Here is a 26,035-nt window from a genome sequence, read left to right on the forward strand (position 1 = left end):
GGATCCTCATTTCGGTGGGTGACACAAGGGATTCGAAGGGTGGGCTGTGGGCGGTTGTGGGGGTTACGCGGCGGCCGTGCGTGCGGTGCGGCGCGGCCCGTCGAGTCGCGGTACCGCGGCGAGCAGTTGGCGGGTGAACGGATGCTGCGGGTCGCTGAAGATCTGCGCCGTCGGCGCCTCCTCCACGACCCGGCCGTGCTGCATGACGATCACCCGGTCGGCGATGCTGCGCACAACCCCGAGGTCGTGCGAGATAAAGAGGTAGCCCAGGCCGTGCTCGCGCTGCAGGGTGTCGAGCAGGGTGAGCACCTGGGCCTGGATGGAGACGTCGAGCGCGGAGACGGGTTCGTCGAGCACCAGCAGGCGGGGCCGCAGGGCGAGAGCGCGGGCAATACCCACCCGCTGCCGTTGACCGCCGGAGAGCTGACCGGGCAGCCGCTTGGCGTAGGACTCGTCGAGGCCGACGTCGGCGAGCAGCGCCGCGACCGCGACGCGGTTGTAGGCGCGGCGGATGCGCAACGGTTCCGCCACGAGCTCGTGCACGGTCAGTCGCGGGTCGAGCGCCGAGTACGGGTCTTGGAAGACGATCTGGGCGAGCTCGCGCTGTGCAGCCGAACGGCCCGCGAGTTCGGAGCGCACGGGACGCCCCCGACCACGACAGTGCCCGCTGCGGCGGGCTGGATGCCGAGCACGGCTTTGGCGAGCGAGGACTTGCCGCAGCCGGATTCCCCGACCACCGCCACGGTCTCCCCGGCCATGATGCGTACCGAGACGCCGTCGACGGCGCGCACGGGGGTTTTGCGGCCGGACACCCTGTAGTCGACGACGATGTTCTCGGCGACCAGTGCAGCCGCTTCGCCCGTGCGCACCGCGGGGGTCGCCCGTTCCTTCTCGGCGGGCATCGCGGCCATGAGGCGTCGGGTGTAGTCCTCGGCCGGGGCCGCGAGGACCGCGCGGGTGACACCGGTCTCGACGACCCGGCCGTGGTGCATGACGGTGAGTCGGTCGTTGTTCTCGGCGACGAGGCCGAGATCGTGGGTGATCAGCACGAGGGCCGACCCGGTGCGGTCGCGCACCTCGGCGAGGAGGTCCATGACCTGCGCCTGCACGGTCACGTCCAGAGCGGTGGTGGGCTCGTCGGCGATCAGGAGCAGCGGGTCGTGCGCGATGGCCATGGCGATCATGGCGCGTTGACGCATGCCTCCCGACCACTGGTGGGGGCGGGTGGCGGCCCGGTCGGCGGCGTCGCGCACGCCCACCGAGGTGAGCAGGTCGATGGCGCGCTGGCGGGCCGCGCGGCGGCTGAGGCGCGGGGCGTGCACCCGCACGGCCGAGGCCACCTGGGCGCCGACGGCCCGCAGCGGGTCGAGGGAGGACATCGGGTCTTGGAAGACCATGGCGGCGGTGCGTCCGCGGAGGGCGCGGAGTTCGCGCTCGCCAGCCCAGACATCCGCCTCGACGTCGACGAGCACGCGGTCGTCGAGAACGATGCGGCCACCGGTGACGCGGGTGCCGACCGGCAGCAGGCCGAGGGCGGCGAGCACGGTGAGGCTCTTGCCCGACCCGGACTCCCCCACGACGCCGAGGGACTCCCCGCGGTCGACGTGCAGCGAGACGCCGTCGACGAGGGTGCGCGGGTTTTCCCCGTCGGTCTCGATACGCAGGTTGTCGATCCGCAGAACGGCGCTCATCGCATTCCTCCCTTTCGCAGCAGGCCGCCGCGGGTTTCGGCCGTGAATTGCTGGCTCAGAAACTGCACGCCGCCGACGGCGAGCAGCATCATCAGGCCGGGCAGCAGGGCCAGCCAGGGGTCACCGGCGAGGTGACGTTGGCCGTCGAAGATCATCGAGCCCCAGCTGGGCACGGGCGGTTGCACGCCGAGGCCGAGGTATTCCAGTGATGACGTGATGAGCACGATCGTGGCGACGTCGGTCGCCGCGATGATGAGGGTGTGCGGCCACACGTTCGGCACGATGTGCCGGGTGAGCACCCACACGGAGTCGGCGCCCTGGGTGAGCGGGGAGACCACGAAGTCTTGTCGGCGGAGGGCCGCGGCGATGTTGCGGGTGACCCGGGCGTAGCCGACCCACCAGGTGCAGCCGAGCACCAGGATGGTCAGGCCGGCGCTGGGTCGCAGCACCGCGCAGATGGCGATGAGCAGCAGCACGACCGGCATCGCCAGAGTCACGTTGCTCACCAGGGTGATGAGCGCCTCGAGGCGGCCACCGTAGTACCGGCGAGGATGCCGACCAGGCTACCCAGCACGGCATTCATGATCACGATCAGCACGGTCATGCCCAGGGTCACGGCCGAGGCGAGCGCGAGGCGGCTGAGCAGGTCACGGCCGAGCGCGTCGGTGCCGAGCGGATGCGCCGGGTCGGCAAAGGGCGGCAGCAGGGCCGCGCGCAGGTCCTGGCCCATCGGGTCGAAGCCGGGCAGCAGCGGCACGATGGCGGTCAGCAGCAGCACCGTGCCGAGCATCAGCGCGCCGACGATGGCGCCGGGGCGTGGCCGCCACCGTCGCACCACGGGGGCGGTGGCCAGGGTGAGTGAGGTGGTCATGCGGCCGCCGTCCGGGTGTCGATGCGGCGCACGAGCACGTCGACCGCGGTGTTGACGATCACGAAGGCAAGGGCCACGAAGACCAGGCCCGCCTGCACGATCGGGAAGTCACGCTGGCTCACCGCGTCCGTGAGCAACTTGCCGAGTCCGGGCCAGGCGAAGACGACCTCGACGACCACGGTGCCGCCGAGCAGACCGCCGAGGTTGAGGCCGGCCATGCCGAGCACCGGCACGATCGCGTTGGGCAGCATCCGGGTGAACAACACTGTGGAGCGGCGTTGGCCCTGGGCGATGGCGGTGCGCACGTAGTCCTGCCCGGCTTGCTCGCTGAGCGCGGCATCCAGCAGGCGCAGGTACATCACGAACTGGCCGGTGGCCAGGGTGATCACTGGGAGCACCAGGCTGGCGTAGCTGGTGCGACCCAGCGACGGGAGGGCGCCGAGCAGAACCGAGAACACCAGCACCAGCAGAAGGGCGAAGAAGAAGTCGGGCACCGATTGGCGGAGCGCTCCGGCCCAACCGACGATCGCCCGCAATACCCGGCTTCCGGTGAGCTGGATGGTCAGGGCCAGGGCGACCGCGAGGGCGAGGCCGATCAGGAAGGCCCAGAACGCGAGTTCGATGGTGGCGGGCACGCGCTGGAGAACGAGACCGAGGGCGGATTCGCGCAGGCGGTAGGAATCACCGAAGTCGCCGGTGACGAGGCCGACGAGAGTGTCGAGGTACTGCACGAGGAGGGGGCGGTCGAAGCCGAGCGAGGAATTGAGCGCCGCGACATCGGCCTGGGTCGCGTTGTCGGGCAGGAGCAGTGCACCGGGTTCGCCGGTGGCACGGCCGAGCACGAAGGCGATGGTCACCACGGCGAGCACTGTGGCGACGGCGAGGGCCAATCGGCGGGCGATGAATAGGAGCACGTCACCGACGCTAGGTGACGCTCTGCCCGGTATGGGCTGGTGTAACACGCTCGTCACATACTTCTTACGTCAGCGTCACTTTCGCATACCAAATCACCCTTAATTCAGTTTGAGTTGCCTCAAACACCATGTTTGGTATTCCAAATACGACGTTGCGGACGTGCCAGAATGGTGACCATGAGCCTCGAACAGACCCCAGCGCGCATCGCCAACGTGCTGCGTGAGCAGATCATCACGGGCGAGCTGACGATGGGGTCCAAGCTCAACGAGCGCGAGATCGCCGAGCGCCTCCAGGTGTCGCGCATTCCCGTGCGTGAGGCCCTGCCGATCCTCGAATCCGAGGGGTTCATCAGCACCCAACCGCGGCGCGGAGCTGTCGTGCACGCGCTCACGCTCACTGACGCCGTGGAGCTGTTCGATCTGCGCCGTCAACTCGAACCGATGGCGTCGGCCTTCGCCGCACGACGGGCCGCCGAGGGCGCCGATGTCGGACCGATGCTGGCCGCCCTCCGCACCGCCCGTGGCGCCATCACCCCGGTCACGGCGCTGGACGCTCTCGACGAGGGCGCTCCACCCTCAACCCGCAATTCCGACCTGCACGAGGAGATCATCACCCTCGCCGATCACGCCCTGCTGCAGCGCGTGACCAAACTCATGAGCGGGCGCGTTCGCTGGCTCTTCCGGCTCACCCCTCAGCGCGACACCACGGCCATGTGGGTCGAACACCGGGAGATCGTCGACGCCATCGTCGCCGGGCAGGCCGACGTCGCCGAACTCCTCACGGCGGCCCACGTCGAGCGCGGACGCTTCGAGTCGATGCCGCTGCTGGCCGAGCTGCTGCCCTCCGCGGCGCCCGCGGCACTCCGGAGACGGCGGAAGGCGAGCTAGCCAGGCCAGACACGAACCGTCATCTCCGAGCGCGCAGCGGGGCCGCTCACCTAGTGTCCTTCCCATGACCACGCTCACCTCCTCCCCCGTTGCCGCCGTCGATTACGCCAGCTTGGCCCTGCGATTTCGCCCCATCTTCGCCCGGATCGCCGCCGGCGCATCCGCTCGGGAGCAAGACCACCAATTGCCCGACAAGCAGATCAGGGAGCTCACGGCGGCGGGGTTCGGGGCGCTGCGCGTGCCCGTCGCCGACGGCGGCCTGGGCGCGAGCCTGCCGCAGTTGTTTCGGCTGCTGACGGAACTCGCCGCGGCGGACTCGAACATTCCGCAGGCGCTGCGCGGGCATTTCGCGTTCGTCGAGGACCGGCTCGTGGCCTCCGGGCCCCAGAGAGACCGGTGGCTGGCCCGGTTTGTGACCGGCGAGATCGTGGGCAACTCCTGGACCGAGGTGGGCGCCGTCACCATCGGCGACGTCATCACCCGGGTACGCCCGAAGGTGGGCGGCAAGCCCGGCGAGCTGGTCGTGAACGGAACGAAGTACTACTCCACCGGCAGCATCTTCGCGGACTGGATCGACACCTTCGCTCAGGTGGGTGACACCGGGAAGAACGTGATCGCCGTGGTGAACGCGCACCAGCCCGGCGTCACACACAGCGACGATTGGGACGGCTTCGGCCAGCGCACCACCGGCAGCGGCACCAGCACCTTCGTGGATGCCGTGGTGGCAGAGGAGAACGTGATCGACTTCGACACCCGGTTCAGGTACCAGACCGCGTTCTATCAGGCGGTGCTGCTGGCGGTGCTGGCCGGCACGATCAAGGCCGCCGAGGTGGAGATCGCCGCCGAGGTGAAGGCCCGCACCCGCATCTTCTCGCACGGCAACTCGCAATCCTTCGCCACCGACCCGCAGATTCTGCAGGTGGTGGGCGAGGTATCCGCGCAGGCTTTCGCCGCCGAGGCGATCGTGGAGAAGGCGGCCTGGGCGTTGCAGGGGGCCTATGAGGGTGCGCTCCTGGATGATCTGGTCGAGGAGGAACGCCTCAACGACCTGGCCGAGCTCGCAACCGCGCAAGCCCAGGTCGTGCTGGTGGCACTGGCGACCCGAGCCACCTCCGACATCTTCGATGCGCTGGCCGCCTCGGGGGTGTCGACGTCGAAGAACCTCGACCGGCACTGGCGCAACGCCCGCACCGCGGCCAGTCACAACCCGTGGGTGTTCAAGGCGCGCATCGTGGGCGACTACGCCGTAAACGGCACCCCGCCCACCCGGATCTGGTCGATCGGGGCCGCGCCGAAGTAACGCATCCGTTCGGGCCGGTCGGCAGCGGATGGGCGGCGCACGATTATGAGGACATAGTTCGGTTGGGAGGATACTTTTGGCCGCTTCCCTCCTCTTAACCGAACTATGTCCCCCTAACGCTCTGACCCGGGTTACTCCTCGGCCACCGTGAACGCGGCCCCGAGCAAGACGCCGTCGCGGGACGACGGGCCGACCAGGAGGGTGAACTCCCCCGGTTCCACCACACGGTTGCCCGCTGCATCCACGATGCTGCAGTCGGCCACGGGCAGGTCGAGTCGCACCCGCACGCTCTCCCCCGGCGCCACCGACACCTGGCGGTAGGCCTTGAGCTCCTTGTCGGTCCAACTCACCGACGTCACGACATCCCGCACGTAGACCTGCACGGTCTCCAGCACCGGGCGGGTGCCGGTGTTCTGCACCGTCACGTGCGCCACGATCGTGTCGGCCGTGGTCAGCGACGTGTGCTCGAGCTCCAGGTCGGCGTACTGCACCGTGCTGTAGCTGCGGCCCTCGCCGAAGGCCCAGGCGGGCGACTGGGTGAGGTCGGCGTAACGGTCGCCGTGCTGGCCGCGCAGCTGGTTGTAATAGGTGGGCTGCTGGCCCACGTGGCGGGCGAACGAGAGGGGCAGCCGGCCGGAGGGCTCGACAGCGCCCACGAGGATCTCGGCGAGCGCGCGGCCGCCCTGCATACCCGGGTTCGCCGTCCACAGCACGGCGGCGGCGTGCTGAACGGATGCCGGCAGCACCAGTGGCTTGGAGGCCAGCAGCACCACCACGACGGGTGTCCCCGTGGCGATCAGGGCGTCGAGCAGGGCGATCTGCCCGCCGATGAGCTCGAGTGTGGCCGTGGAGCGGCCCTCGCCGACGAGTTCGATCCGGTCGCCGACCACGGCCACCACGACATCCGCGTCTCGGGCCGCGGCCACGCCCTCGTCGATCAGCGCCTGGTCGGGCTCGCACGGCACCACATGCGGCGGGAGGGGCTGCCCGTCGGGGAAGGTGCCCCCGGCCGCCTCGAGGGTGAGGATGTCGGCGCCGCGCGCGTGGGTGACCGTGAAGGTGTCGGGGGCGATCCCACGGATGCCGTCGAGCACCGTGGTGATCATCTCGCGGGGCTGCCCGTCGAGCCAACCCACCTGGCCGGAGCCGCCGGCCCAGTCGCCCAGTTGGGTCTGGGCGTCGTCGGCCAGCGGCCCCACCACGGCGATCCGGGTGCGGGTGGCCGCAGACAGCGGCAGCAGCCCGTCGTTCTCGAGCAGCACGATCGAGCGGCGGGCCATCTCGAGGTTCAGCTCGGCGTGCTCGGCGGTGCCCACGACGCCGGTCAGGTCGGCCTGGGGCCCGCGCGGGTTCTCGAACAGGCCGAGCTCGAACTTGAGGGTGAGGATGCGGCTCACGGCGGCGTCGAAGGCATCCGCCGCCAGAAGCCCCTGTTCAACGGCGGCTTGGGCGCCCTCGTAGAACTTGGGGGTGGTCATGATCATGTCGTTGCCGGCCCGCACGGCCGCGGCCGCCGCGTGGGTGTAATCGGGCTGCACCTTCTGTTCCCACACCATGCGGCCCACGTTGTCCCAGTCCGTGATGAGGGTGCCGGTGTAACCCCACTCGCCGCGCAGCACCTCACTGAGTAGCCAGTCGTTCACGGTGATGGGAACGCCGTCCATGCTCTGGTAGCCGAGCATGAACGAGCGGCAGCCCTCCTTGGCCACCCGTTCGAACGGCGGCAGGAACCAGGAGCGCAGCTTGCGACGGGAGATGTCGGCTTCGGTGGCGTCACGGCCGCCCTGCGTCTCGGAGTAGCCGGCGAAGTGCTTGGCGGTGGCGAGAATGGCCGTGGGGTCGGCCAGGCCGTCGCCCTGGTAGCCGCGCACCATGGCCGAGGCGAGTTCGCCGATGAGGAACGGGTCTTCGCCGAAGGTCTCGTTCACCCGGCCCCAGCGCAGGTCGCGGGCGATGCAGAGCACGGGTGAGAAGGTCCAGTGGATCCCGGTGGCCGCCACCTCGACGGCGGTAGCGCGGGCGACCCGCTCCACCAGGGCGGTATCCCAGGACGCGGCCATGCCGAGCTGGGTCGGGTAGATGGTCGCGCCCTCGTGGAATGAGTGACCGTGGATGGCGTCTTCGGCGATGAGCAGCGGAATGCGCCAGCGGGTCTGGGCGGTGAGGTCGTTCGCACGCCGGATCAGTTCGGGTGAGGTGTGCAAAACCGAGCCGGCGTGCTTCTGCAGCACGTGGTCGTCGAGCTCTTCCCGGGCGTCGAGCTGCAGCATCTGCCCGATCTTCTCCTCGAGGGACAGCCTGCCGAGCAGGTCGGCGACTCGCTCGGGAACCGGGCGGGACGCATCCTGGTAGGGCAGGGTGTCGGTGAGTGTCGGGGAAATCGTCATGGTGTCTGGGGTGCCTTCTTCTGGGGTGCAGTCTCAAGTGTGGGGGTGCGCACGACGGTCATCGCGTCATTGACGTCGAGACCCTTCTTCTTCATGGCGCGGGCGCGCTCGCCGGCCGAGCGCAGGCGGGGGTTGACGTACTCGTCGATGCCGAAGTTGATCAGCGACAGAGCCACGCCGAGGATGGCGATGCACAGCCCGGCCGGGATGTACCACCACCAGAAATCGGGGAAGGCGCCATTCTGCTGAGCCCAGAACAGGATCGTTCCCCAGTTGAGGTTGGAGATGGGGATCACCCCGATGAAGGCCAGCGTGGTCAGGCCCAGCACGGCCGCGGTGACGGTACCGACGAAGCTCGACGCGATGATCGCCATGAGGTTGGGCAGCATCTCCACCAGGATGATGCGGTGCAGCGGTTCACCGTTGGCCCTGGCGGCCTGGATGAAGTCGCGGTTGCGCAGCGACATGGTCTGCGCGCGCAGCACCCGCGCTCCCCAGGCCCATCCGGTGGCGGCCAGCACCGCGGCGATGAGGATCAGCGGCGGGTTCTCGAACTGGGAGGCGACGATGATGATCAGCGGCAGCCCGGGGATGACGAGGAACACGTTCGTGATCGCGGACAGCGATTCGCTGCGCCAACCCCGGGTATACCCGGCGACGACGCCCATCAGCACGGCTATGGCGGTGCCGATGATGCCGGCCAGGAACCCGACGATGAGCACCCCACGGGTGCCGTAGATGAGCTGGCTGAGGATGTCTTCGCCCATGTGGGTGGTGCCCAGCAGATGGGTGAACGACGGCGCCTGCCGAAGCGCCGTGAAGTCCTTCTCGAGCGCGCCATACGGCGCGATGACGTCGCCGAGGAGGGCCACGACGACGAAGACGCCGAGGATGACGATGCCGGTGAGCGACTTGGGGTTGCGGAACATCGCGAAAGACATCAGCAGCTGCGACCAGAAGGTCTTCTTCTGCGGCACCTGGCGGGACACCGGGGCGCGCATGGTGGAGGTCTCGGGGGCGCCGAGACTGGCCGGGCCGGTGGGGATTGTCGGGATAGTCATCTCAGGCCTCCGTCTGGCGTGTGCGGGGATCGAGGATGGCGTAGGCGACGTCGGCAAGGATGTTCGCACACAGCACCGCCATCGTGATGATGAGGAAGACACCCTGCATGAGCGGGTAGTCCTTGGCGTTGGTGGCATCCAGCAGAAGCTTGCCGATCCCGGGGTAGGAGAACACCATCTCCATCACGATGGTGCCGCCCACGATGAAACCGATCGACAGCGCGAAGCTGGACAGCTGCGGCAGCATGGCGTTCCGGGCGGCGTAGTTCCAGAGCACCCGCCGGTTGGGCATGCCCTTGGCCTGCGCCACGGTGATGTAGTCCTCGTCGAGCACTGTGAGCATCATGTTGCGCATGCCCAGGATCCAGCCGCCGAGCGACGCGATCACGATCGTGATCGCGGGCAGCGCGCCGTGGGCGATCACCTGGCCGATGAAGTCGGCGGTGAGCTCGGGCGAGGCGCCCTTGTCGTAGGCGTGCGAGGCGGGGAACCAGCCCAAAGTGGACGAGAAGACGGCGATGGCGATGAGCCCGAGCCAGAAGTAGGGCACGGTGCTGAAGAAGGTGGAGATCGGCACGATCACATCCGCTTTGCTTCCGCGACGCCATCCGATCAGGGCACCCGTGGCCGTGCCGAGCATAAACGACACGATGGTGGCGATGCCGACCAGGCCAAGGGTCCACGGCAGGGCCGAGGAGATGACCTCACCGACCGGGGCGAGCCCGTTGGAGAAGGAGCGCCCGAGGTCACCGCTGAACAGGAGCCCCCAGTAACTCGTGTACTGGTCCCAGACCGAGCTGTTGTCGTCGAGGCCGAAGAGGATGCGCAGGGAGCGTTCGGCCTCGGGGCTGATCTGGCCGGCGTTCCGTTGCATGTACGCGGTGACGGGGTCTCCCGCCATCATGCGCGGCAGGAAGAAGTTGATGGTGATCGCCGCGAACGCCGTGAACAGGTAGAACGCGGTGCGGCTGGCGATGAAACGCACGGGGATCTTCATGCGACACCTCCCTCGGGGCGGCTGGCTGCGGCCGCGAAGTGCTTCTCCGGGTCGGGCGAGGCGCTGCGCAGCTCTCGGGTGTATTCGTGTTGCGGGTTGAGGATCACGTCGTCGGCGGGGCCGTGTTCGACCACACGGCCGTGGTGCAGCACCATGATCTGGTCGCTGAAGTGCCTGGCGGTGGCGAGGTCGTGGGTGATGTAGAGCACGCCCAGTCCTTCTTCGCGCTGCAGGTCCGCGAGCAGGTTGAGCACGCCGAGGCGAATCGAGACGTCGAGCATCGACACCGGCTCATCGGCGACGAGCAGCGCCGGCCGGGAGGCCAGGGCGCGGGCGATGGCGACGCGTTGGCGTTGTCCGCCGGAGAGTTCGTGCGGGCGCCGGTCGATGACCGCACCCGGGTCCAGGCGCACCCGTTCCAGGAGGCGCCGTACCTCGGCCTCGATCTGGGCCTTGGGCACGACGTTGTCGAGCTGCAGGGGACGCTCGAGGTGGTACCGGATGGAGTGGTACGGGTTCAGCGACGCGAACGGGTCTTGGAAGATCATCCGCAGGGTCTGCCGGTAGCGGCGGAGCCCCTTGCCGTGGCGCGGGATGGGCTGGCCGTTCAGCAGAACCTGCCCGCTGGTGGGGGTCTCCAGCTGGGTGAGGATCTTGGCGATGGTGGACTTGCCGCTGCCGGACTGGCCGACCAGGGCGATGGTCTCGCGGTCGTGCAGGGTGAAGCTCACGTCGTCGAGAGCGAGCATCGAGGAGGCCCCGCGCACCCGGTAGCGTTTGGACACGTTCACAAACTCGAGCGTGGTCATCTAACCAGCACTCCCCTCTCGCCGGTGAGGCGGGGAAACGACGCCAGCAGCGTCTTGGTGTACTCGTGTTGCGGGTGTTCCCAGAGCTCGCGCGCCGGGGCCAGCTCGATGATCTCGCCCTCCCGCATCACGGCGATCCGGTCGCTGATCTCCAGGAGCAACGGCAGGTCGTGGGTGATGAAGATCACCGAGAACCCGAATTCGTGCCGGAGCTGGGAGATCTGGCGCAGGATCTCGCGTTGCACCAGCACGTCCAGGGCCGTGGTCGGTTCGTCCATCACCATCAGCTGCGGGCGGAGGGCCAGTGCCATGGCGATCATCACGCGTTGGCGCATGCCGCCGGAGAGCTCGTGCGGGTAGGAGCGGATGCGATCCCGGCCGACGGCGACGAGCTCCAACAGCTGCTCGCAGGCGGCGCGGCGCTCCCGCCGGCTGAGGTCGGGTCGGTGCACCCGGAAGACGTCGTCGAGCTGGGCGCCGATGGTGGTGACGGGGTTGAGGGCGTTCATCGCGCCCTGGAACACCATGGAGATCTTGTCCCAGCGGAATCGGCGCATTTCCTCGACGTCGAGGGCGTTGATGTCGATGTCGACCCCGGAGGCGTCGTGGAAGGTGACGCTGCCCCCGGTGATGACGGCTGGTGCCCGCAGCAGGCGCTGGAGGCCGTAGGCGAGGGTGGTCTTGCCGCATCCGCTCTCGCCGGCGAGGCCAAGGATCTCACCGCGGTGCAGTTCGAGGGTGATGTTCTTGACCGCCTTGACGGGCGGGTCGACGTCGTACTCGATCGAGAAATCGCGCACGGTGAGCAGGGGGTCTGACATGGGGGTCGTCGCTTTCGTGAAGGTCGGCGATTCAGGGGCGGATGCGCGTGCATCCGCCCCGTCGTCGATTCGAGCTACTTGGCCGGTGTCAGTTTGGTGAGGATCAGCGGCACGGTGACCTGCACGGGGTCAGCGGTGGCGTACTGGTCGTCTTCGCTCGGCCAACCCACGTAGTTGCGGGTGTTGTACTCCCCCAGCACCGGGTGGGTGCCCACCGGGATCACCGGGACGTCTTCGACGAAGATGGTCTGGATCTCGTCGAGCGCCGCGGTGCGCTCCTCATCGGTGGCCGCGGTGGCGTAGGTGTTCAGCAGTTCGGTGGCCCGGGGGTTCTCGTAGCGGCCGTAGTTGAAGTCCACGTTCTCGCCCGTGAGCAGCCAGCGGCCGTCCATGCTGTCGGAGTAGAGGTCGTACGGGGTGGTGCCACTGTCGGTCCAGTGCATGATGGCGTCGAAGTTGCCGGAGCGCTTGTTGGCCCACCAGGTGTCGGCGTCGGGGGTGTTCACCTTGGCGTCGGCGCCGAGGGTCTTGGTCACCTGGTCGGCGATGAGGCTGATGCCGGTGACGTAGTCGTTCCAGCCCTGCGGCACCTCGAGGGTGAACGAGACGGGTTCGCCGTCGGGGTCGATCAGGGCGTCTTTGGCCCAGGTGTAGCCGGCGTCTTCGAGGATCGCCCGAGCACCGTCGACGTCGATGGAGAACTCCTCGCCCTCGTACTCGGGAGCGATGTACTTGTCACCGACGGGAGTGGGCATGCCGGTCACCGACGACAGTTCGGGGCCGGCCTTCTCGCGGGCGATCTCGGTGTGCGCCGCACGGTCGAGCACGATGTTGACCGCCTGGCGGAAGGCGACGTTGTTGAACGGCTTCTGCTGGTGGTTGAGGAAGAGCACGTCGGGGGCCAGCACGTTGGCGGCCCAGAACACGTTGTGCTCGGAATCCTTGTCGACGAAGGCGCTCTGCACGTTGGGGATGAAGGCCTGCGCCCAGTCGGCGTCGCCGTTGGCGAGGGCCGTGGTGAGCGCGGTGTTGTCGTTGTAGGAGACGTAGTACAGGGTGGGGACGGCCAGGTCGCCGCCCCAGTAGTCGTCGCGGGCCGTCATGGTGACCGACTGGCTGCTGAAGCTCTCCAGGGTGTACGGGCCGGTGCCCACGGGGTTGGGGTTGGTCTCGGTGGTGGGGTCGGCGATGTCGGCCCAGATGTGCTCGGGGACCATGGGGATGTGCAGCACCTGGGCCTGTTTGACGAACTTCGACTCGGCGAAGGTGAGCACGACGTTCTCGCCGTCCTTCACGATGTCGGTCAGCTGCAGGTTGCCCGTGTCGAGCGCGGGGGTGTTGCGGATGAGGTTGAAGGAGAACACGATGTCGTCGGCGGTGAAGTCCTCGCCGTCGTTCCAGGTGACGCCGGTTCGCGGGGTGACCGTGAGCTGCGTGTAGTCGTCGTTCCACACGACCTTCTCGGCCAGCCAGGGAGTGGTCTCGTTCTCGCCGACGGCGTTCACCATGGCGAGGGGCTCGAAGATCACGTTCTTGTAGCCGAGCTTGTTCGCCGAGGAATCACCAACCCAGGGGTTGTTCGACTCCGTGGGGATGGCGCCGTCCGGCTTCGCGATGGTCAGTGCCGCTCCGGACTCGGGCTGGGACGTATTGCCCGTGTTCGCGCTGCAGCCGGTGAGGGCCAGAGCCGCCACCATGCCGATCCCGATGAATGTGGATTTAAGCCTCATTGCTTCTCCTTTGATGATGCACCGCCATGGTGCCCATTCCGAGTTAACTTACTTGCTGGTAAGTAAGTAATTAGGACAGACGTTACCAACAAGTCAGTAACATGACAAGTGTGTGGTTTCACACAACAAATTCACCGTCGAAGGGAGTGCCGTGACCAACGAAAACACGGGCCATACCCCCCGCCCCAGACCTGCCACCCAGCGCAAACGCACCGAGATTCTCGACGCCGCAATCGACATCTTCGGCAATCGCGGCTACGCGAACGGCACCCTCGCCGACATCGCCGAGCAGGTGGACATCACCCACGCCGGGGTGCTGCACCACTTCGGGTCCAAGCAGAATCTGCTGCTCGAGATGCTCGCCTACCGCGACCAGACCGACGTCGCCGACCTGGACGAACAGCACATCCCGGATGGGCCGGAGCTCTTCCTGCATTTGGTGCGCACCGCTGTCGCGAACTCGCGCCGGGCCGGTATCGTGCAGGTGTACACGGTGCTATCCGCTGAGTCCGTCACCGATGATCACCCGGCACGCTCGTTTTTCGAGGGCCGGTACTCGACGCTGAGAGGCGAGGTCGCGGAGGCGTTCCGCGTGTTGTGCGCGCAGGAGGGCGTCGCGGAGCCGTCGACGATCGACGCCGCCTCGGCGAGCATCCTCGCCGTGATGGACGGACTGCAGCTGCAGTGGCTGCTGCATCCGAAGGAGATCGAGCTGGCCGAGGCCAGCGAGTTCGCCATTCGGGCAATCGTCAACGCCGTGCTGCGGCCGGGCCCGGAGCTGTCCGACTACTCCCGGCACTGACGCCCGTCGCTCGCAGGCGACGGCATCCGCATGGTGGTGGCGCGCGGCCGGAGTACCGTTGAGCCGTGCCCCCTCGCCGCAAGTTCTCCGCTGCTTCACCCGCCGCACGTGCGCGCTACGCGAAGCGACGGAAGGGGCGGCTCGCCCGCGTCGACAACGACCTCACCTCCTCGGAGTGGGCCGACCTCCTCGCCGCCTGGGGAGGATGCGCCTATTGCCACGTCGAGAGCCCAGCCCTGCAGCGGGACTGCATCATGCCGATCTCCCGCGGTGGCCGGTACACCCTCGAGAACGTGGTGCCCGCCTGCCCGTCCTGCAACGCGAGCAAACACAACAACGAGGTCACCGGGTGGCTCCGCCGCAAAAAGCTCGACGAGCGCGCGTTCCTGGTCCGGTACGCGACAATCCTGCCCACTCTTCTGCCGGCAGATCAGGGCTGACCTGGACGCCCGGCCCCCACTTCACTCTCCGCGCGCATGCACCGGTCTGGCATTGGCCGGGGGCTCTCCAACTTCTTGAATGGTGTGGCCGCTACAGGCCGCCGTGGTGACGCTGGCCCGCTCGATGCGCGACACGGTGAACCAGCGCATTGCGGTGCGCAGTCGGCACCACCCGACCAGGTACCACTGGCCGTTCGTTGAGGCGAAGAGCACGGGTTCCACGTCACGCAGGGTGGTGGTCCCGTCTCCCGCTGTGTAGCGAAGACGGAGCACTCGCTGCTCGGCCATCGCCTCCTCCAGTGCCGACCTGATCGCGCGCGACGAGGAGGGAGGCCGGTTGACCCACACCCGGCCGGCCAACTCGTCGGCTCGTGCTCGGGTTCGGGGGTCGAGCACGTCCAGGATCTTCTGGATGCCGGCCGCGGCCAGATCGGCGTAGGGGGCATCCGGCGCCGCAGACACGGCCGCCAGGAGCGCCACGGCCTGGGCTGAGGACAGGCTGACCGGCGGCAGGGATGCGCCGACGGCCAGTCCGTAGCCGCCGCCTGGACCTGGACGGGACCAGAGCGGCGCGCCGCTGCTCTCCAGCGCGGCGAGGTCTCTCTTGACCGTGCGCACGGATATGTCGAACTCTCTCGCCAGCCTCTCGGCCGAGCACCCCCGTGAGCCGTTGCGGCGTAGCATCTCGGACAACGCATGGAGTCGCTCTGTTCGCTTCACCGTTCGGTCCGCAGTAAATTCATGACATAAATAGTGACATACACCTGCCGGTAGCGCCTACAAAGGTAGAGACATGACACCTACAACGAGCAGTCCCACCATCGTTCTCCTCGCCGGCCACTGGCTGGCGCGTGGGCGTGGGATGAGGTCCTTGACCACGTGAAAACCGACCGCACTCGAGCACTCGCGATGACACTGCCCGGCCTCGACGGGGACGATCCCGCTCGGGCGACGAAGACCCTCGACGACCAAGCCGCAGCGATCCTGGACCTGCTCGCGCGACTCGGGGTCTCCGATGATCAGCCCGCGATCCTCGTTGCCCACAGCGGGGCGAACGCCCCCGTCAGCCTCGTGCTAGACCGGCACCCCGAGCTTGTGCGGCGAGTGGTGTGGGTCGACTCCGGACCTGTGGCCCCGGGAAGCGTCTTCGCCCCCGACCTCCCCGAGGAAATGGAGGAGCTTCCGCTGCCTCCCTTTGACGTGCTCGCCCAGCAGGCGAGCCTCGACGGGCTGAGCGCAGAGGTCCTCGAGCGCTTCCGGGCCCGGGCGGTTCCTGAGCCCGGCCGCGTGCTTCGTCAGCCCGTCGAGCTCACGAACGACGCCCGGCGCACAGTGCCGACCACTCTGATCTGCTGCTCGATCCCGAGCGCGCAGATGCTGGAGCTGGCCCGGGCGGGCCATCCCATGTTCGCCGAGATCGCGAACCTCGAGCACCTCGACGTCATCGACCTGCCGACGGGCCACTGGCCGATGTGGAGCCGGGCGGGCGACCTCGCCGAGGCCATTCGGTCGGCGGCGTCTCGCACCGACTGAACCCGGGTGGGGCGGCCGGCCCGCGGGGCGCCGCACATCCGTCGGGGCTTCGCTGCGCCTCGTGTGGCTGGATGCGCCCGCTATACGGTATTTGTCAACCTGTTTGAGACAGGTTGGGTTTGGGTTTTTGGCGGGGGTCGTTGATGCATACCCGGCCCGGTAGGGCCGGGGGCTTGGGGTGTTGGGCGTAGCGTTCTGGATGCGTTCGGAATGCGGTGTTGAGGACTTGGCTTCTGCGGCGGGTCACTCGGTCGGTGCGGCCGTAGTGAACGTCGTTGGGGGTGTTCCAGGCGATGCCGGAGTGGCGGTGGTTCTGGTTGTATTCGTGGAAGAACCAGTCGAAGTAGGCGCGGGCGTCATCGGTCGTGTCGAAGATCTCAGGGAACGCGAGATCGTATTTCGCGGTCTTGAATAACGCTTCGCTGTAGGGGTTGTCGTTGGAGACTTTGGGCCGGGAGAAGGACTTATCGACGCCGAGTTTCTCCAGCAGTAAGGACACCGGTGTGCTCACCATCGCAGCACCGTTATCCGAGTGCAGAGAGTTCGGCGCGACGCCGTGGTTCGCGGTGACCGCTTCTTGGATCAGTTCTTCGGCGAGGTCACCATCCTCGTAGGCCTCCAGCCGCCAGCCCACGACGCGACGGGAGTAGATGTCCATGATCACGTAGAGGTGGAAGTAGCGGCCCCGGATCGTGGTCTTGAGCTTGGTGATGTCCCAGGACCACACCTGTGACGGGGCGGTCGCGACCAGCTCGGGGATCTTCTTCGGCGACCCCTCAGCCTGCCGGCGGCGCTCGTGGACCTGCCCGGCCGCGCGGGCGACGCGGTACCAGGAAGACTTCGACGCCAGGTAAACACCCGCATCCCAGGCCCGGTAAAAGGCTTGGCAGATCGAGAAGCCCTCATACTCAGGGGTGTTGATCAGCGCCAGGATCTGCGCGCTCTCCGCAGTGGAGAGCGTGGCCGGCTGGTGCCGGTCCTTCTGCGGGATCGGCGCGGCCAGGCGGGCGCGGGGGCTGCGGTGCCGATAGAACGATGCCCGCGAGTAGCCGACCAACGCGCAGGCCCGCACCACCGGCATCCCCACCGCAGTCAGGTCGACGACTGTTTCGAACGCTACTCGGTGGGTTTCGGCTTCCGAAACGCGGCCGGGATCGCTGGCTCGTCCGGCAGCGGCGGGGTGCGGATTTGTGAGCTCTTGGCCAGCGCGGACAAGAGCTCTGAGGCTTTTCCCAACACTTCCACCGCGCTCTCGGACTGCTCCAACTGGGCTTTGAGGATCGCGTTTTCCTTCTGCAATCGCAGAAATTCGATCCGTTCCTGTTTCGTCAACACGTACTTAGTCTGCCGCTGTTCCGTCTCGACCAGCAGGCCCTGCCGCTTCTCCTGACTCCACCGCGACAGCGACCTAACGTCGATGCCGACTCGGCGACAGAACGCGGACTTCGCGCCGATCTCCGCGCCCGTCGACGCGTACTGCTCCCACTGCGCAAGAATCGCGAGGCGCTCAGCAGACGTGAAATGATGCTTCCGAGTAAGCCGGGTTTGGACTTCTGACATTTCCATTTGGATGTCCTCTTCCCCGCCCTCAGCCGGCCCGTGATGAAACGATGATTTGTCTCACCACAGGCTGACACTCAGGGTATAGGGGGCGCATCCAGCCACACGGGGCGCACTGAGTAGGCCTGGAAGCACGACCGCCGCAATGGTCGCCCGTTCGAGGCAGCGGTCGCTAACCCGATGCGGTGGTCCGGCAATCTCGCCGCCAAGTGGCCTTGGGGGCGACCTCGGAAGCTGGGAAGGTTGTCAGGGCCGGGGCATCCGAGCGCCGTCATTCGATCGGCAAGCCGATGACCCGCCCGGCACATCGCGCCTCAACCACTGGAGAGTCCCTTGTCGACGAACGACCCGCAGCAGGCACCAACCGACTTCGACTTCATCCTCGGGGACTGGACGGTTCGGCACGAAAAGCTGGACGGCATCTTCAGCAGCGCCGCCACCTGGACCACCTTCGACGGGCGCTCTTCCACGCGCTCCATTCTGGGCGGGTTCGGCAACCTCGAAGACAACATCCTCCAGCATCCGGCGGGTGACTTTCGGGCCGCCGCCCTCCGTTCCTACTCGGCGGCGGATGCCGAGTGGTCGATCTGGTGGCTCGACGGCCGCAATCCGACCGCTCTCGATACGCCCGTGCGCGGGGCGTTCGCCGACGGGATCGGCACCTTCCTGGCCGAGGACGTGCTGCACGGGGTGCCCATCCGTGTGCGCTTCATCTGGGATGCGACCGGAGGAGAGCCCACCTGGCAGCAGGCGTTCTCGAACGATGCCGGGCTGTCGTGGGAGACGAACTGGCGGATGACGTTCCGGCGCGCTTAGGCGGCCATGGCCGGTCGGTAGCGCTCTGACGTCCAGACAATCAGGCACGCGGCGCGCGGTGCGGCGCCAGTGTCGGTGGCCGCGTGTAAAGTCGGCCATCTTGGCGGCGCAGCCACCCGGGCGCGCCCAGCCAGCCGACTAGCGAGGTAACGCACATGCGACTCCCCACTTCCCGAGGCCCGGTCAGCGGCGCCCTGCTCGAGCTCCTCGACGGCTCCCCCACCGCCGCCGACACCGGTCTCACCGCGGCCTTGCGTGAGCGCACATCCGCCGCGCTGGCCGACACGGCCGACATCGTGCAGGACGACGACCTGCAGACCGCCCTGTTCCTGGCCTACGAGCTGCGTTACAGCGGCCTGCACGGCATCGACGACGACTGGGAATGGCACCCCGAGGTGCTCGCCCTCTGCGGCGCGATCGAAGCCCCGTTTGAACAGGCGCTGCGCGAACGCGCATCCGTTACCGACCTGCCCGAACCCGGGGTGGAGAACGTCGCCGCGGCACTGTTCGAGTTGACCGGATCCGACAGCGGCCCGAGCGTCTCTCGTTACCTGGCGAAAAAGGCCACGGACGAGCAGGCGCGGGAGTTCCTTATCCTGCGCTCGATCTACCAGCTCAAGGAGGCCGACCCGCACACCTGGGCGATCCCGCGCCTGCGCCGCCACGCCAAAGCGGCCCTCGTGGAGATCCAGGCCGACGAGTACGGCGGCGGACGATTCGACCGGATGCACGCCGAGCTGTTCGCCCGCACCATGCGCGGCGTGGGCCTGGACGCAACCAACGGCCACTATGTGGACGTGGTGCCGGCGATCACGCTGGCCTCGAGCAACATGATGACCATGTTCGGCAGCCACCGGCGCCTCCGCGGCGCCATCGCCGGGCACCTGGCCGCTTTCGAGATGACCTCGTCGCTGCCCAACCGGCTCTACGGCAACGGGTTCCGGCGGCTGGGCTACGACGCCGACGTCACCTTCTACTTCGACGAGCACGTCGAAGCGGATGCGGTGCACGAGCAGATCGCCGCCCGCGACCTGGCCGGGTCCCTCGCCACCGACGAGCCCGAGTTACTCGTGGACGTCTTCTTCGGTGCCGCGGCCGGACTCTATGTGGACGGCCTGGCCGGGGCGCAGCAGATCGACGCCTGGACGGCCGGCACCTCGGCCCTGCGGGCGCCGCTGAATGCCGCGGTGACCGCATGAGCGAGCCCGACGCCCAGCCGGCGACCCGGTGGGACGACCAGTGGGACGAGTACCCCGACACCGGTGCGACCGAGCCGGTGAGCATCACCGCCTACCCGAACGGTCCGTTGCTGGTGCGCGGACCGTTCGAGATCCTCACGCCCACGGGCGAGGTGATTCCGCCGCGACGGAAGACCGTGGCGCTCTGCCGTTGCGGGGTCTCCTCGCTCAAGCCGTTCTGCGACGGCAGCCACAAGGCGATCGGGTTCCGCACGGAGCAGGAGCCGCCGGCTCCGCAGCCCCCGTTGTCTTGAGCCGCTGGCGTGCCGGCGTCGCGTTCCGGGGATCTGACCGAAGCCCATAGCCTGGCCGACGCTGATCGTTGTCGTGCGCGGCGGGCCCCCTGGTCAGGTCGATTCGACTCGGAGGCGGCGAGGACGAGCCTCCTCCCCCGTCGCTGCCCCTCGTGCGGGCGATCGCGCCCGCTACAGCGGGCGCCATCACCGGCATCAGGTGCAGTCACGGCGCCTGGGCGCTGTTCGCGCGCAACCGGCACCGGCGGCGCGCCGCTCACGTCCGTGGCAGGCGGCATTGTTCTAGTAACATTACAAACATGTTGTTTCGTGTTGACCAGGCGTCGTCGGTGTCCCTTGCCGACCAATTGGCCGTGCAGGTCCGCGCGGCGGTGGCCGACGGTTCACTGCCGCCGGGCACCCGGCTGCCGCCGGCCCGCGAACTGGCCAGCGCCCTCGACATCAACATGCACACCGTGCTGCGCGCCTATAAGCGACTGAGGGACGACGGTCTGTTGGAGATGCGTCAGGGCCGCGGCGCCTGGGTGCGCGCGGATGCGGGCGCCGGCACGGTGCGCCTAGCCGAGCTGGCCGACGCGCTGCTCGCGGAGGCCCGAAAGCTCGGCGTGACCCTGCCGGATGTGTTGACCCTGATCCAAACGAGAGGCTGAGCCATGCCAGACCAGACGACCATCGACGCGGCCCCGGCGCTCGACCCGCGTGCCACCGGGCGCGACAGGCTCGCGGTAGGGTTGCTGTGGCTGCCGGTTGTCACCGTGACAGTGACGGCGCTGCAGTGGTACGACCGACTTCCGGAGGAATTGCCCCGGCAGTGGAACGGCACCGAGGTCACGTCCACGTCGCCGAAGGCACTCATGCTGGCGATCACCGGCGGCATCGCCCTGCTCGCCGCGTTGGCCGGGCTGGCCGCGCTGTCCCGCCGCACCGCCGACATCCGTCGAACGCTGCTGCTCGTCGCGGGTTGTGCTGCCGGACTGGGCACGGGCATTTGGCTGGTGACGGCCGGGCTCGTTCTGGTGACCGGATCGCCGGAACCCGACGCGGGCGGCTGGCCGCTGCTCGGTGTGCTGGCCGGCGCGTTCGGGTTGATTCCCTTCCTGCTGTCGCCGCGGCGCCCGTTTGAGCCGCAAGCGTACTCCCCCGTGTCGGTACCGCTGGGGGCGAGCGAGACCGGCGCTTGGTTCACTACCGTGAACGTGCCGCTGCTGCTCTGGAGCGCCGGCATCCTGGGCCTGCTCACGGTGGGTATCGCGGTGCTCAGTGTGGCGCTCGGTGGGCCGGGATCCGGCGGCGCGGTGACGGTGGGGGTGGTGGCACTGTCGTGCCTGGTCTTCGGCCGGGTGCGAGTGAGCGTGGACCGACGCGGACTGCGGGTGATGTCGGCGCTGCTCGGGCTGCCGTTGCGGCGCTTGCGGCTCGACCAGATCGTGTCGGCGCGCGCCGAGACCATTGCGCCGATGGAGTGGGGCGGCTGGGGCTACCGGATCATGCCCGGCCGGTCTGCCATCGTGGTCGCCCGCGGTCCCGGCCTCGTTGTGGAGCGCACCAACGGCACCCTGTTCGCGGTGACGCTGCCCGAGCCGGAGCTCCCGGCGGCGCTGCTCACGACACTCGCGGCGCGCTGAGCGCATCCGCATCGGGTGCGTGCGCGGCGCCCCGGGCGTCGCCCACAAAACGTTTCCGAGGAAAAAGTGAGTTTAGAAGGACCCTGCGCGCGATTTCGTCCTCTTAAACTCACTTTGTCCTCCTCAACGTGTGCTCGACGAACTTGAGCGGCGCGGCGAGCGCATCCGCTGACCGGGCGTTACGCTCAGACGAAGCCGATTGTCGGCGATCAGCGCACACGTGGGGTGGACGGTTGCAAATACGGAGTACAGCACGGCGAGCCTGCAGACCGCAGCGCTCACCGAGCGGGTGAAGCGCCGGGACGTGCGGGAGTTCTACCGACCGTTCGCAGCTCGATATCCAACGGTGCGAAACCGGTACCTCCGGGTGCAGCGGGGGGCCATGTTGTTCGGTAGCAGTGTGGCGCTCCTCGGGACGCTCCTCATGGCCTTGGGCTCAATCCGTGAAATTTACGTCGGCGGGCTCAACGGTGACGGAGATCTCGTGCCGATGGCACTCAACGGCGTGTGGATACTCGGCCTCGGCATCCTGTTCACGTGGTCCTTCAGGCGCCTGTCGACGCGTCGGGGCACTCCGAGCAGGCACTACAGGCTCGCCCGGTTCGCGGCCGACAATGGCCTGAGTTACGAGTCCGGGCCGGTCATCGTGACGCATGTGAAACCCTGGGCGGACCGCGGCGTCCTCAGGCTCACCCGGGTGATGCGGCCCGTCTCGCAGCGCTCGATCGAATTCGCCAACTATGAGCTGCGTGCTGGAGCGGCCGGCACCGGTGGTGCCCGGTTCGGCGGTTTCTGCGCGGTTAGGCTGAGCACCCGCCTGCCGCACATCCTGCTGCGCGCCCAGGACGGCCCGGCCGACCAATTCACGCTGGCGGCGCTGCCCGATCGCGCGCAGCGGCTCTCCCTGGAGGGCGACTTCGACGACCACTTCACCCTGTATTGCCCCGAGGAGTACGAGCGGGATGCGCTGTACCTCTTCACGCCGGATGTGATGGCGCGCCTGATCGACCGTGTGCACGGGTTCGATGTCGAGATCATCGACGACTGGCTGTTTTTCGTGAGCAGCCGAGACGTGGTCACTCTCGACCCTCTCGCTTGGCAGGGACTCTACGATGCGGTGGCCGCTCTGAGCGACAAGATCGGCCGGTGGGAGCGCTGGCGAGATGACCGACTGCCGTCGGTGCCGAGAGTGCCGGCCAGTGCCGATGCGGTTGCCGAGAATGCCGCCGGGCTGATCGCTCGCGGGGTGAAGCCCAGCGCGGCCGGTTCGCGGCGGGTCGCCAAGCCGGGCCGGCGGCTGAGGATGCGCCTCGCGGCCGGTGACCTCATCGGGATGATCGCATTCGGATTGCTGATGATCGGCGCCGTGGTGACGATCTTCTACTCACTCTGATCCCCACGCCGGTGAGTGGCCTGGTGCTCCTAGTGCACGCGGCCCGGAAGACGGCGTTCGACGGGGATCGCTAGATCCAGCCCTGCTCCCACGCGGCCGCCGCGGCCGCCGTGCGCGAGTCGGCGGCAAGCTTGGCCATGGCCGCGGAAATGTGGTTGCGCACCGTCCCGTGCGCGAGGCCGAGCTGCTTGGCGATGTGCCGGGTGGCCAGGCCGTCCCGGGCCAGCCGGAGCACGTCCACCTCGCGGGGCGTGAGCGGGTTCTCCTCCTCGGTGAGCGCCGCGGTGGCCAGACGCGCGTCGATGTACCGCTCGCCAGCAGCAACCGAACGGATGATCGTGGCCAACTCCGACGCCGGGGTGGACTTGGGCACGAAGCCGCGCACCCGGGCGGCGAGCGCGCGTTTCAGGGTACCGGGCCGGGCATGCCGGGTGACGATGATGACCTGCGTGTCCACCAGGCGCAGCAGCCGGTGGGCGGCATCGATGCCGTCGAGCCGGGGCATTTCCAGGTCGAGCAGCATGATGGTGGGGCGGTGTGCGATCGCCGCCGCCACCGCTGCCTCCCCGTCGGCGACGTCGGCGACGACCTCGAGGTCGGGTTCGAGCGAGAGCAACGCCACGAGGGCTCCGCGGATGAGTTCCTCGTCATCGGCGATCACCACCCGGATCATCGGCCGGCCTCCCGTCCGGTCGGTGCTGCGGCCGGGACTCGGCCGTCGGCGGGCATGCCGTGGTCAGGAGTGCAGGCCTGCGCCGGGTCGGGGGCGGCGGCATCCGTCGTGGGCACCCGCACCACCAGCGTGAAGATATCGTCGGTGCGGGTGGTCTCGACCGTGCCGTGTTGCCCGGCGACGCGATGGGCAAGGCCAGAGAGGCCCGTTCCGCCGGGCCGCACGGCTCCGGCAGCGTTGTTGCTCACCGTCAACCGGTACTCCTCCGTATCCGCGAGCACCAGCTCGATCGTGGCCTCGGTGGCCCGACTGTGCCGGAGCACATTCGTGGCCGCCTCCCGGATCGCGACGGCGAACACGGCACCCATCGCGGTGGGCATGCCGGGCGTTTCGATGCGGGCCTCGCAGCGGATGCCCGCGGAGCGCAGCACCGCCGCGGCGTTCCGCACCTCCACGGCCACGGTGACCGTGCGGTAGTCGTTCACGACCGCGCGGGTGTCGTCGAGGGCCGCTTGCGCGATCACCCGAATGTCGGCGATCTCGCGGGCGGCCTGCTCGGGACGTGCGGTGAGCAGCCGTTCGGCCAGCTCGCTCTTCAAGGCGATCACCTGCAGGTTGTGGCCCTGGATGTCGTGCAGGTCCGTGGCGAACCGGAGTCGCTCCTTCGCCACCGCGAGCTCGGCCGCGGTCTGCCGGGCCTGCTCCAGCCGGAGCACCACCTGCAACGCCCAGACCGCGCTCAATGGCATCAGCGTGAACAGCGCGAGGGTGCCGAGCACGATGAGGTCGGCCGTGTCGTCGGTGCCGGCCGAGGCGACGCGGGCTGGGGAGGCGAGGAGGCCGATCAGACCGCCGCCGACGATGACCGCGTTGGTGCCGAGCACCACCGCAACTTTCCACCATCCGTGCACCAGACAGCTGAGCACCCCGCCGGCCAACGCGAACAGGAACGCCCAGCCCCACCCCGCGAACGGGGCCGGCACCGCCAGCAGCCACGCCACGCCGCTGGCACCGATCAGGGCGAGCACGAGCGGATGCGTGGGCGCGGCCTCGCCCGACACCCGGAGTAGCAGCGGAATGGCGGCAAGCGCGGCGGCGACGGCGGCCAGTGTGAGCGCCGAGAGCAGGATCATCCGCGGCGTCGGGGGCAGGTTGACCCCCAACAGAAGCTGCACGAAGCCGCCGACGAGCACCACGACCCCGAGCGTCAGCACGGTGGAGCGGCGCATCATGCGCAGGTCGGCGGTGGGCGCGGCCTGCGAGGTGGGCGTCATGGTCTCAGCGTATCGACAGCGTCGCGAGGAAGTCCGTGGTGTCGCGGGCGATCTCGGGCGAGAGGGTGTGGTGGAGGTAGTGGTCGCCGGTGAGAGGGATCACCTGGCCGGTGTCGACGCTCGCGGCCTGCTTGTCGTGCAGGGCCACCCAACCGTCCACATCGGTGTCGTTGGAGCGCACGAAGAGCAGCACCGGGAGGTCGGCGGGGAAGGTCTGCCCGCTGACCACGGCGAAGTTGGCGGGGGTGTTGTCCATCTCGTTCACGAGTGTCGGGGCCGCCGAATTCTTGCTGCTGAGCAGCTTCATCTGCGCGATGGTCTGCTCGTCGTAGGGCAGACCCAGGTAGGGGTCGGGCGCCAGGGAGGTGAGGGCCCGGGTGATGCCCAGGGTGCTCAGCGTCGAGATCAGGCCGGCCGGAATCGGCTCGCCGGCGCCGGGCTGGTCGGGCACGCTGCTGTCGATGCCGACGAACGCGACGAGTTCGTCCGCGTAGGCGGCGCTGTAGGTGAGGGCGTAGATGCCGGCGATGGAGTGACCCATCAGCACGTACCGGTCTACGTCGAGGTACTGCAGCGCCTCGTGCACCTCCCGGGTGATGTTCGCGGCGGTGCGCGGGGTGTCGGTTTGGTCGCTGAGACCGGTGCCGAACGGCTCGACCGCCACCACCCGGTAGGTGTCGTCGAGTTCGTCGATCAGGGGCTGGAAGTCGAGTCCGGGAGCGGCGGTGCCGAGTCCGGGCAGCAGCACGACGGTCTGGTCGCCGTCGCCGCTCTGCACCACGTTCATCTCTTTGCCGTCGACGGGAACCCGCTGCCCGTAGTCGGTGATCGCGGAGGCTTCGGAGGCAGTGGCGACGGCGTTGACCACGGCGGTCGTGGCCACGAGCAGCACCGGAATCGCCACGAGCACGCCGAGGGTAGTGAGCGCGATGCGCAGGGGTTTCTTCATGGGGACTCG

General features: G+C 68.3%; 26 protein-coding genes and 2 pseudogenes. 11 read left to right on the top strand and 17 right to left on the bottom strand.

Going from position 1 to position 26,035, the window contains the following annotated elements; translation table 11 throughout:
• Positions 1-63: 63 nt before the first annotated feature.
• The 5 genes and pseudogenes from KY500_RS19800 to KY500_RS10910 form a co-directional block, all read right to left on the bottom strand.
• Positions 64-204 (bottom strand): hypothetical protein, encoded by a 141-nt coding sequence (locus KY500_RS19800; protein ID WP_370626934.1) that lies wholly within the window; start codon positions 202-204, stop codon positions 64-66.
• Positions 205-399: 195 nt separating this feature from the next.
• Positions 400-1,691, bottom strand: a pseudogene (locus KY500_RS10895) (ATP-binding cassette domain-containing protein); the annotation flags it as partial.
• Positions 1,688-2,197 carry an ABC transporter permease gene (locus tag KY500_RS10900; RefSeq protein ID WP_219900591.1) on the bottom strand — a complete coding sequence of 170 codons (510 nt, stop codon included), beginning with the start codon at positions 2,195-2,197 and terminating at the stop codon, positions 1,688-1,690. The gene KY500_RS10900 and the pseudogene KY500_RS10895, both read right to left, overlap by 4 nt.
• On the bottom strand, positions 2,194-2,562 hold the full coding sequence (locus KY500_RS10905) for a hypothetical protein (RefSeq protein WP_219900592.1): 369 nt from the start codon (positions 2,560-2,562) through the stop codon (positions 2,194-2,196). The genes KY500_RS10900 and KY500_RS10905 overlap by 4 nt, the downstream gene beginning before the upstream one ends.
• On the bottom strand, positions 2,559-3,476 hold the full coding sequence (locus tag KY500_RS10910; protein ID WP_219900593.1) for an ABC transporter permease: 918 nt from the start codon (positions 3,474-3,476) through the stop codon (positions 2,559-2,561). Before KY500_RS10910 ends, KY500_RS10905 begins: the two co-directional genes overlap by 4 nt.
• 177 nt (positions 3,477-3,653) lie before the next feature.
• On the opposite strand from KY500_RS10910, the gene KY500_RS10915 reads away from it, so the two are divergent.
• Both KY500_RS10915 and KY500_RS10920 read left to right on the top strand, forming a co-directional pair.
• On the top strand, positions 3,654-4,364 hold the full coding sequence (locus tag KY500_RS10915; protein WP_219900594.1) for a GntR family transcriptional regulator: 711 nt from the start codon (positions 3,654-3,656) through the stop codon (positions 4,362-4,364).
• 64 nt (positions 4,365-4,428) lie between these two features.
• Positions 4,429-5,664, top strand: a complete 1,236-nt coding sequence (locus KY500_RS10920) for an acyl-CoA dehydrogenase family protein (RefSeq protein WP_219900595.1) — start codon at positions 4,429-4,431, stop codon at positions 5,662-5,664.
• A 131-nt stretch (positions 5,665-5,795) separates the two neighbouring features.
• Here KY500_RS10920 and KY500_RS10925 read toward each other — a convergent pair whose 3' ends face one another.
• The 6 genes from KY500_RS10925 to KY500_RS10950 all read right to left on the bottom strand — a co-directional run bounded on the left by KY500_RS10925 (position 5,796) and on the right by KY500_RS10950 (position 13,469).
• Positions 5,796-8,051: a glycoside hydrolase family 3 N-terminal domain-containing protein gene (locus KY500_RS10925; RefSeq protein WP_219900596.1), complete on the bottom strand. Its 2,256-nt coding sequence runs from the start codon at positions 8,049-8,051 to the stop codon at positions 5,796-5,798.
• Positions 8,048-9,112: an ABC transporter permease gene (locus tag KY500_RS10930; protein WP_219900597.1), complete on the bottom strand. Its 1,065-nt coding sequence runs from the start codon at positions 9,110-9,112 to the stop codon at positions 8,048-8,050. The genes KY500_RS10925 and KY500_RS10930 overlap by 4 nt, the downstream gene beginning before the upstream one ends.
• A gap of 1 nt (position 9,113) precedes the next feature.
• A complete protein-coding gene (locus KY500_RS10935) occupies positions 9,114-10,109 on the bottom strand; it encodes an ABC transporter permease (RefSeq protein WP_219900598.1) in 996 nt (331 codons plus the stop codon).
• Positions 10,106-10,918: an ABC transporter ATP-binding protein gene (locus KY500_RS10940; protein WP_219900599.1), complete on the bottom strand. Its 813-nt coding sequence runs from the start codon at positions 10,916-10,918 to the stop codon at positions 10,106-10,108. The genes KY500_RS10935 and KY500_RS10940 overlap by 4 nt, the downstream gene beginning before the upstream one ends.
• Positions 10,915-11,739 (bottom strand): ABC transporter ATP-binding protein, encoded by an 825-nt coding sequence (locus KY500_RS10945; RefSeq protein WP_219900600.1) that lies wholly within the window; start codon positions 11,737-11,739, stop codon positions 10,915-10,917. Before KY500_RS10945 ends, KY500_RS10940 begins: the two co-directional genes overlap by 4 nt.
• A gap of 74 nt (positions 11,740-11,813) precedes the next feature.
• Positions 11,814-13,469: an ABC transporter substrate-binding protein gene (locus KY500_RS10950; RefSeq protein ID WP_219900601.1), complete on the bottom strand. Its 1,656-nt coding sequence runs from the start codon at positions 13,467-13,469 to the stop codon at positions 11,814-11,816.
• 151 nt (positions 13,470-13,620) lie between these two features.
• Here KY500_RS10950 and KY500_RS10955 point away from each other — a divergent pair, with 151 nt between their 5' ends.
• Both KY500_RS10955 and KY500_RS10960 read left to right on the top strand, forming a co-directional pair.
• Positions 13,621-14,271: a TetR/AcrR family transcriptional regulator gene (locus KY500_RS10955; protein ID WP_219900602.1), complete on the top strand. Its 651-nt coding sequence runs from the start codon at positions 13,621-13,623 to the stop codon at positions 14,269-14,271.
• A gap of 65 nt (positions 14,272-14,336) precedes the next feature.
• A complete protein-coding gene (locus KY500_RS10960) occupies positions 14,337-14,711 on the top strand; it encodes an HNH endonuclease (RefSeq protein WP_219900603.1) in 375 nt (124 codons plus the stop codon).
• Between the two features lie 21 nt (positions 14,712-14,732).
• On the opposite strand, the gene KY500_RS10965 is transcribed toward KY500_RS10960, so the two are convergent.
• Positions 14,733-15,431: a YafY family protein gene (locus tag KY500_RS10965; protein ID WP_219900604.1), complete on the bottom strand. Its 699-nt coding sequence runs from the start codon at positions 15,429-15,431 to the stop codon at positions 14,733-14,735.
• Between the two features lie 73 nt (positions 15,432-15,504).
• On the opposite strand from KY500_RS10965, the pseudogene KY500_RS10970 reads away from it, so the two are divergent.
• Positions 15,505-16,244 (top strand): annotated as a pseudogene (locus KY500_RS10970) (alpha/beta fold hydrolase).
• Between the two features lie 94 nt (positions 16,245-16,338).
• Here the strand turns inward: KY500_RS10970 and KY500_RS10975 are convergent.
• Both KY500_RS10975 and KY500_RS10980 read right to left on the bottom strand, forming a co-directional pair.
• Entirely contained in the window at positions 16,339-17,325 is a 987-nt protein-coding gene (locus KY500_RS10975) for a DDE-type integrase/transposase/recombinase (protein WP_255579195.1), read from the bottom strand.
• A gap of 35 nt (positions 17,326-17,360) precedes the next feature.
• Entirely contained in the window at positions 17,361-17,810 is a 450-nt protein-coding gene (locus KY500_RS10980; RefSeq protein WP_219900606.1) for a hypothetical protein, read from the bottom strand.
• Between the two features lie 327 nt (positions 17,811-18,137).
• Between KY500_RS10980 and KY500_RS10985 the strand changes: the two genes are divergently transcribed.
• The 6 genes from KY500_RS10985 (at position 18,138) to KY500_RS11010 (ending at position 23,130) form a co-directional block, all read left to right on the top strand.
• Complete coding sequence (locus tag KY500_RS10985; protein ID WP_219900607.1) at positions 18,138-18,620, top strand: hypothetical protein; 483 nt, start codon at positions 18,138-18,140, stop codon at positions 18,618-18,620.
• 155 nt (positions 18,621-18,775) lie between these two features.
• Positions 18,776-19,819, top strand: coding sequence for an iron-containing redox enzyme family protein (locus KY500_RS10990; protein ID WP_219900608.1), 1,044 nt, complete (start codon positions 18,776-18,778; stop codon positions 19,817-19,819).
• On the top strand, positions 19,816-20,112 hold the full coding sequence (locus KY500_RS10995; RefSeq protein ID WP_219900609.1) for a CDGSH iron-sulfur domain-containing protein: 297 nt from the start codon (positions 19,816-19,818) through the stop codon (positions 20,110-20,112). The genes KY500_RS10990 and KY500_RS10995 overlap by 4 nt, the downstream gene beginning before the upstream one ends.
• 299 nt (positions 20,113-20,411) lie before the next feature.
• On the top strand, positions 20,412-20,762 hold the full coding sequence (locus KY500_RS11000; RefSeq protein ID WP_219900610.1) for a GntR family transcriptional regulator: 351 nt from the start codon (positions 20,412-20,414) through the stop codon (positions 20,760-20,762).
• A gap of 3 nt (positions 20,763-20,765) precedes the next feature.
• Positions 20,766-21,737, top strand: coding sequence for a hypothetical protein (locus tag KY500_RS11005; protein WP_219900611.1), 972 nt, complete (start codon positions 20,766-20,768; stop codon positions 21,735-21,737).
• Between the two features lie 484 nt (positions 21,738-22,221).
• The gene (locus KY500_RS11010) at positions 22,222-23,130 is read left to right on the top strand and encodes a DUF3137 domain-containing protein (protein ID WP_219900612.1); all 909 of its coding nucleotides are present in this window, start codon (positions 22,222-22,224) and stop codon (positions 23,128-23,130) included.
• A gap of 70 nt (positions 23,131-23,200) precedes the next feature.
• Here KY500_RS11010 and KY500_RS11015 read toward each other — a convergent pair whose 3' ends face one another.
• Genes KY500_RS11015 through KY500_RS11025 form a run of 3 tightly spaced genes read right to left on the bottom strand, consistent with a single transcriptional unit; the run spans position 23,201 to position 26,026 of the window.
• Positions 23,201-23,803, bottom strand: a complete 603-nt coding sequence (locus KY500_RS11015; protein WP_219900613.1) for a DNA-binding response regulator — start codon at positions 23,801-23,803, stop codon at positions 23,201-23,203.
• A complete protein-coding gene (locus tag KY500_RS11020) occupies positions 23,800-25,077 on the bottom strand; it encodes a sensor histidine kinase (RefSeq protein ID WP_219900614.1) in 1,278 nt (425 codons plus the stop codon). Before KY500_RS11020 ends, KY500_RS11015 begins: the two co-directional genes overlap by 4 nt.
• Before the next feature lie 4 nt (positions 25,078-25,081).
• Positions 25,082-26,026, bottom strand: coding sequence for an alpha/beta fold hydrolase (locus KY500_RS11025; protein ID WP_219900615.1), 945 nt, complete (start codon positions 26,024-26,026; stop codon positions 25,082-25,084).
• Positions 26,027-26,035: the final 9 nt, after the last annotated feature.

It is taken from the genome of Cryobacterium sp. PAMC25264 (genome assembly GCF_019443325.1).
Lineage (GTDB): Bacteria > Actinomycetota > Actinomycetes > Actinomycetales > Microbacteriaceae > Cryobacterium.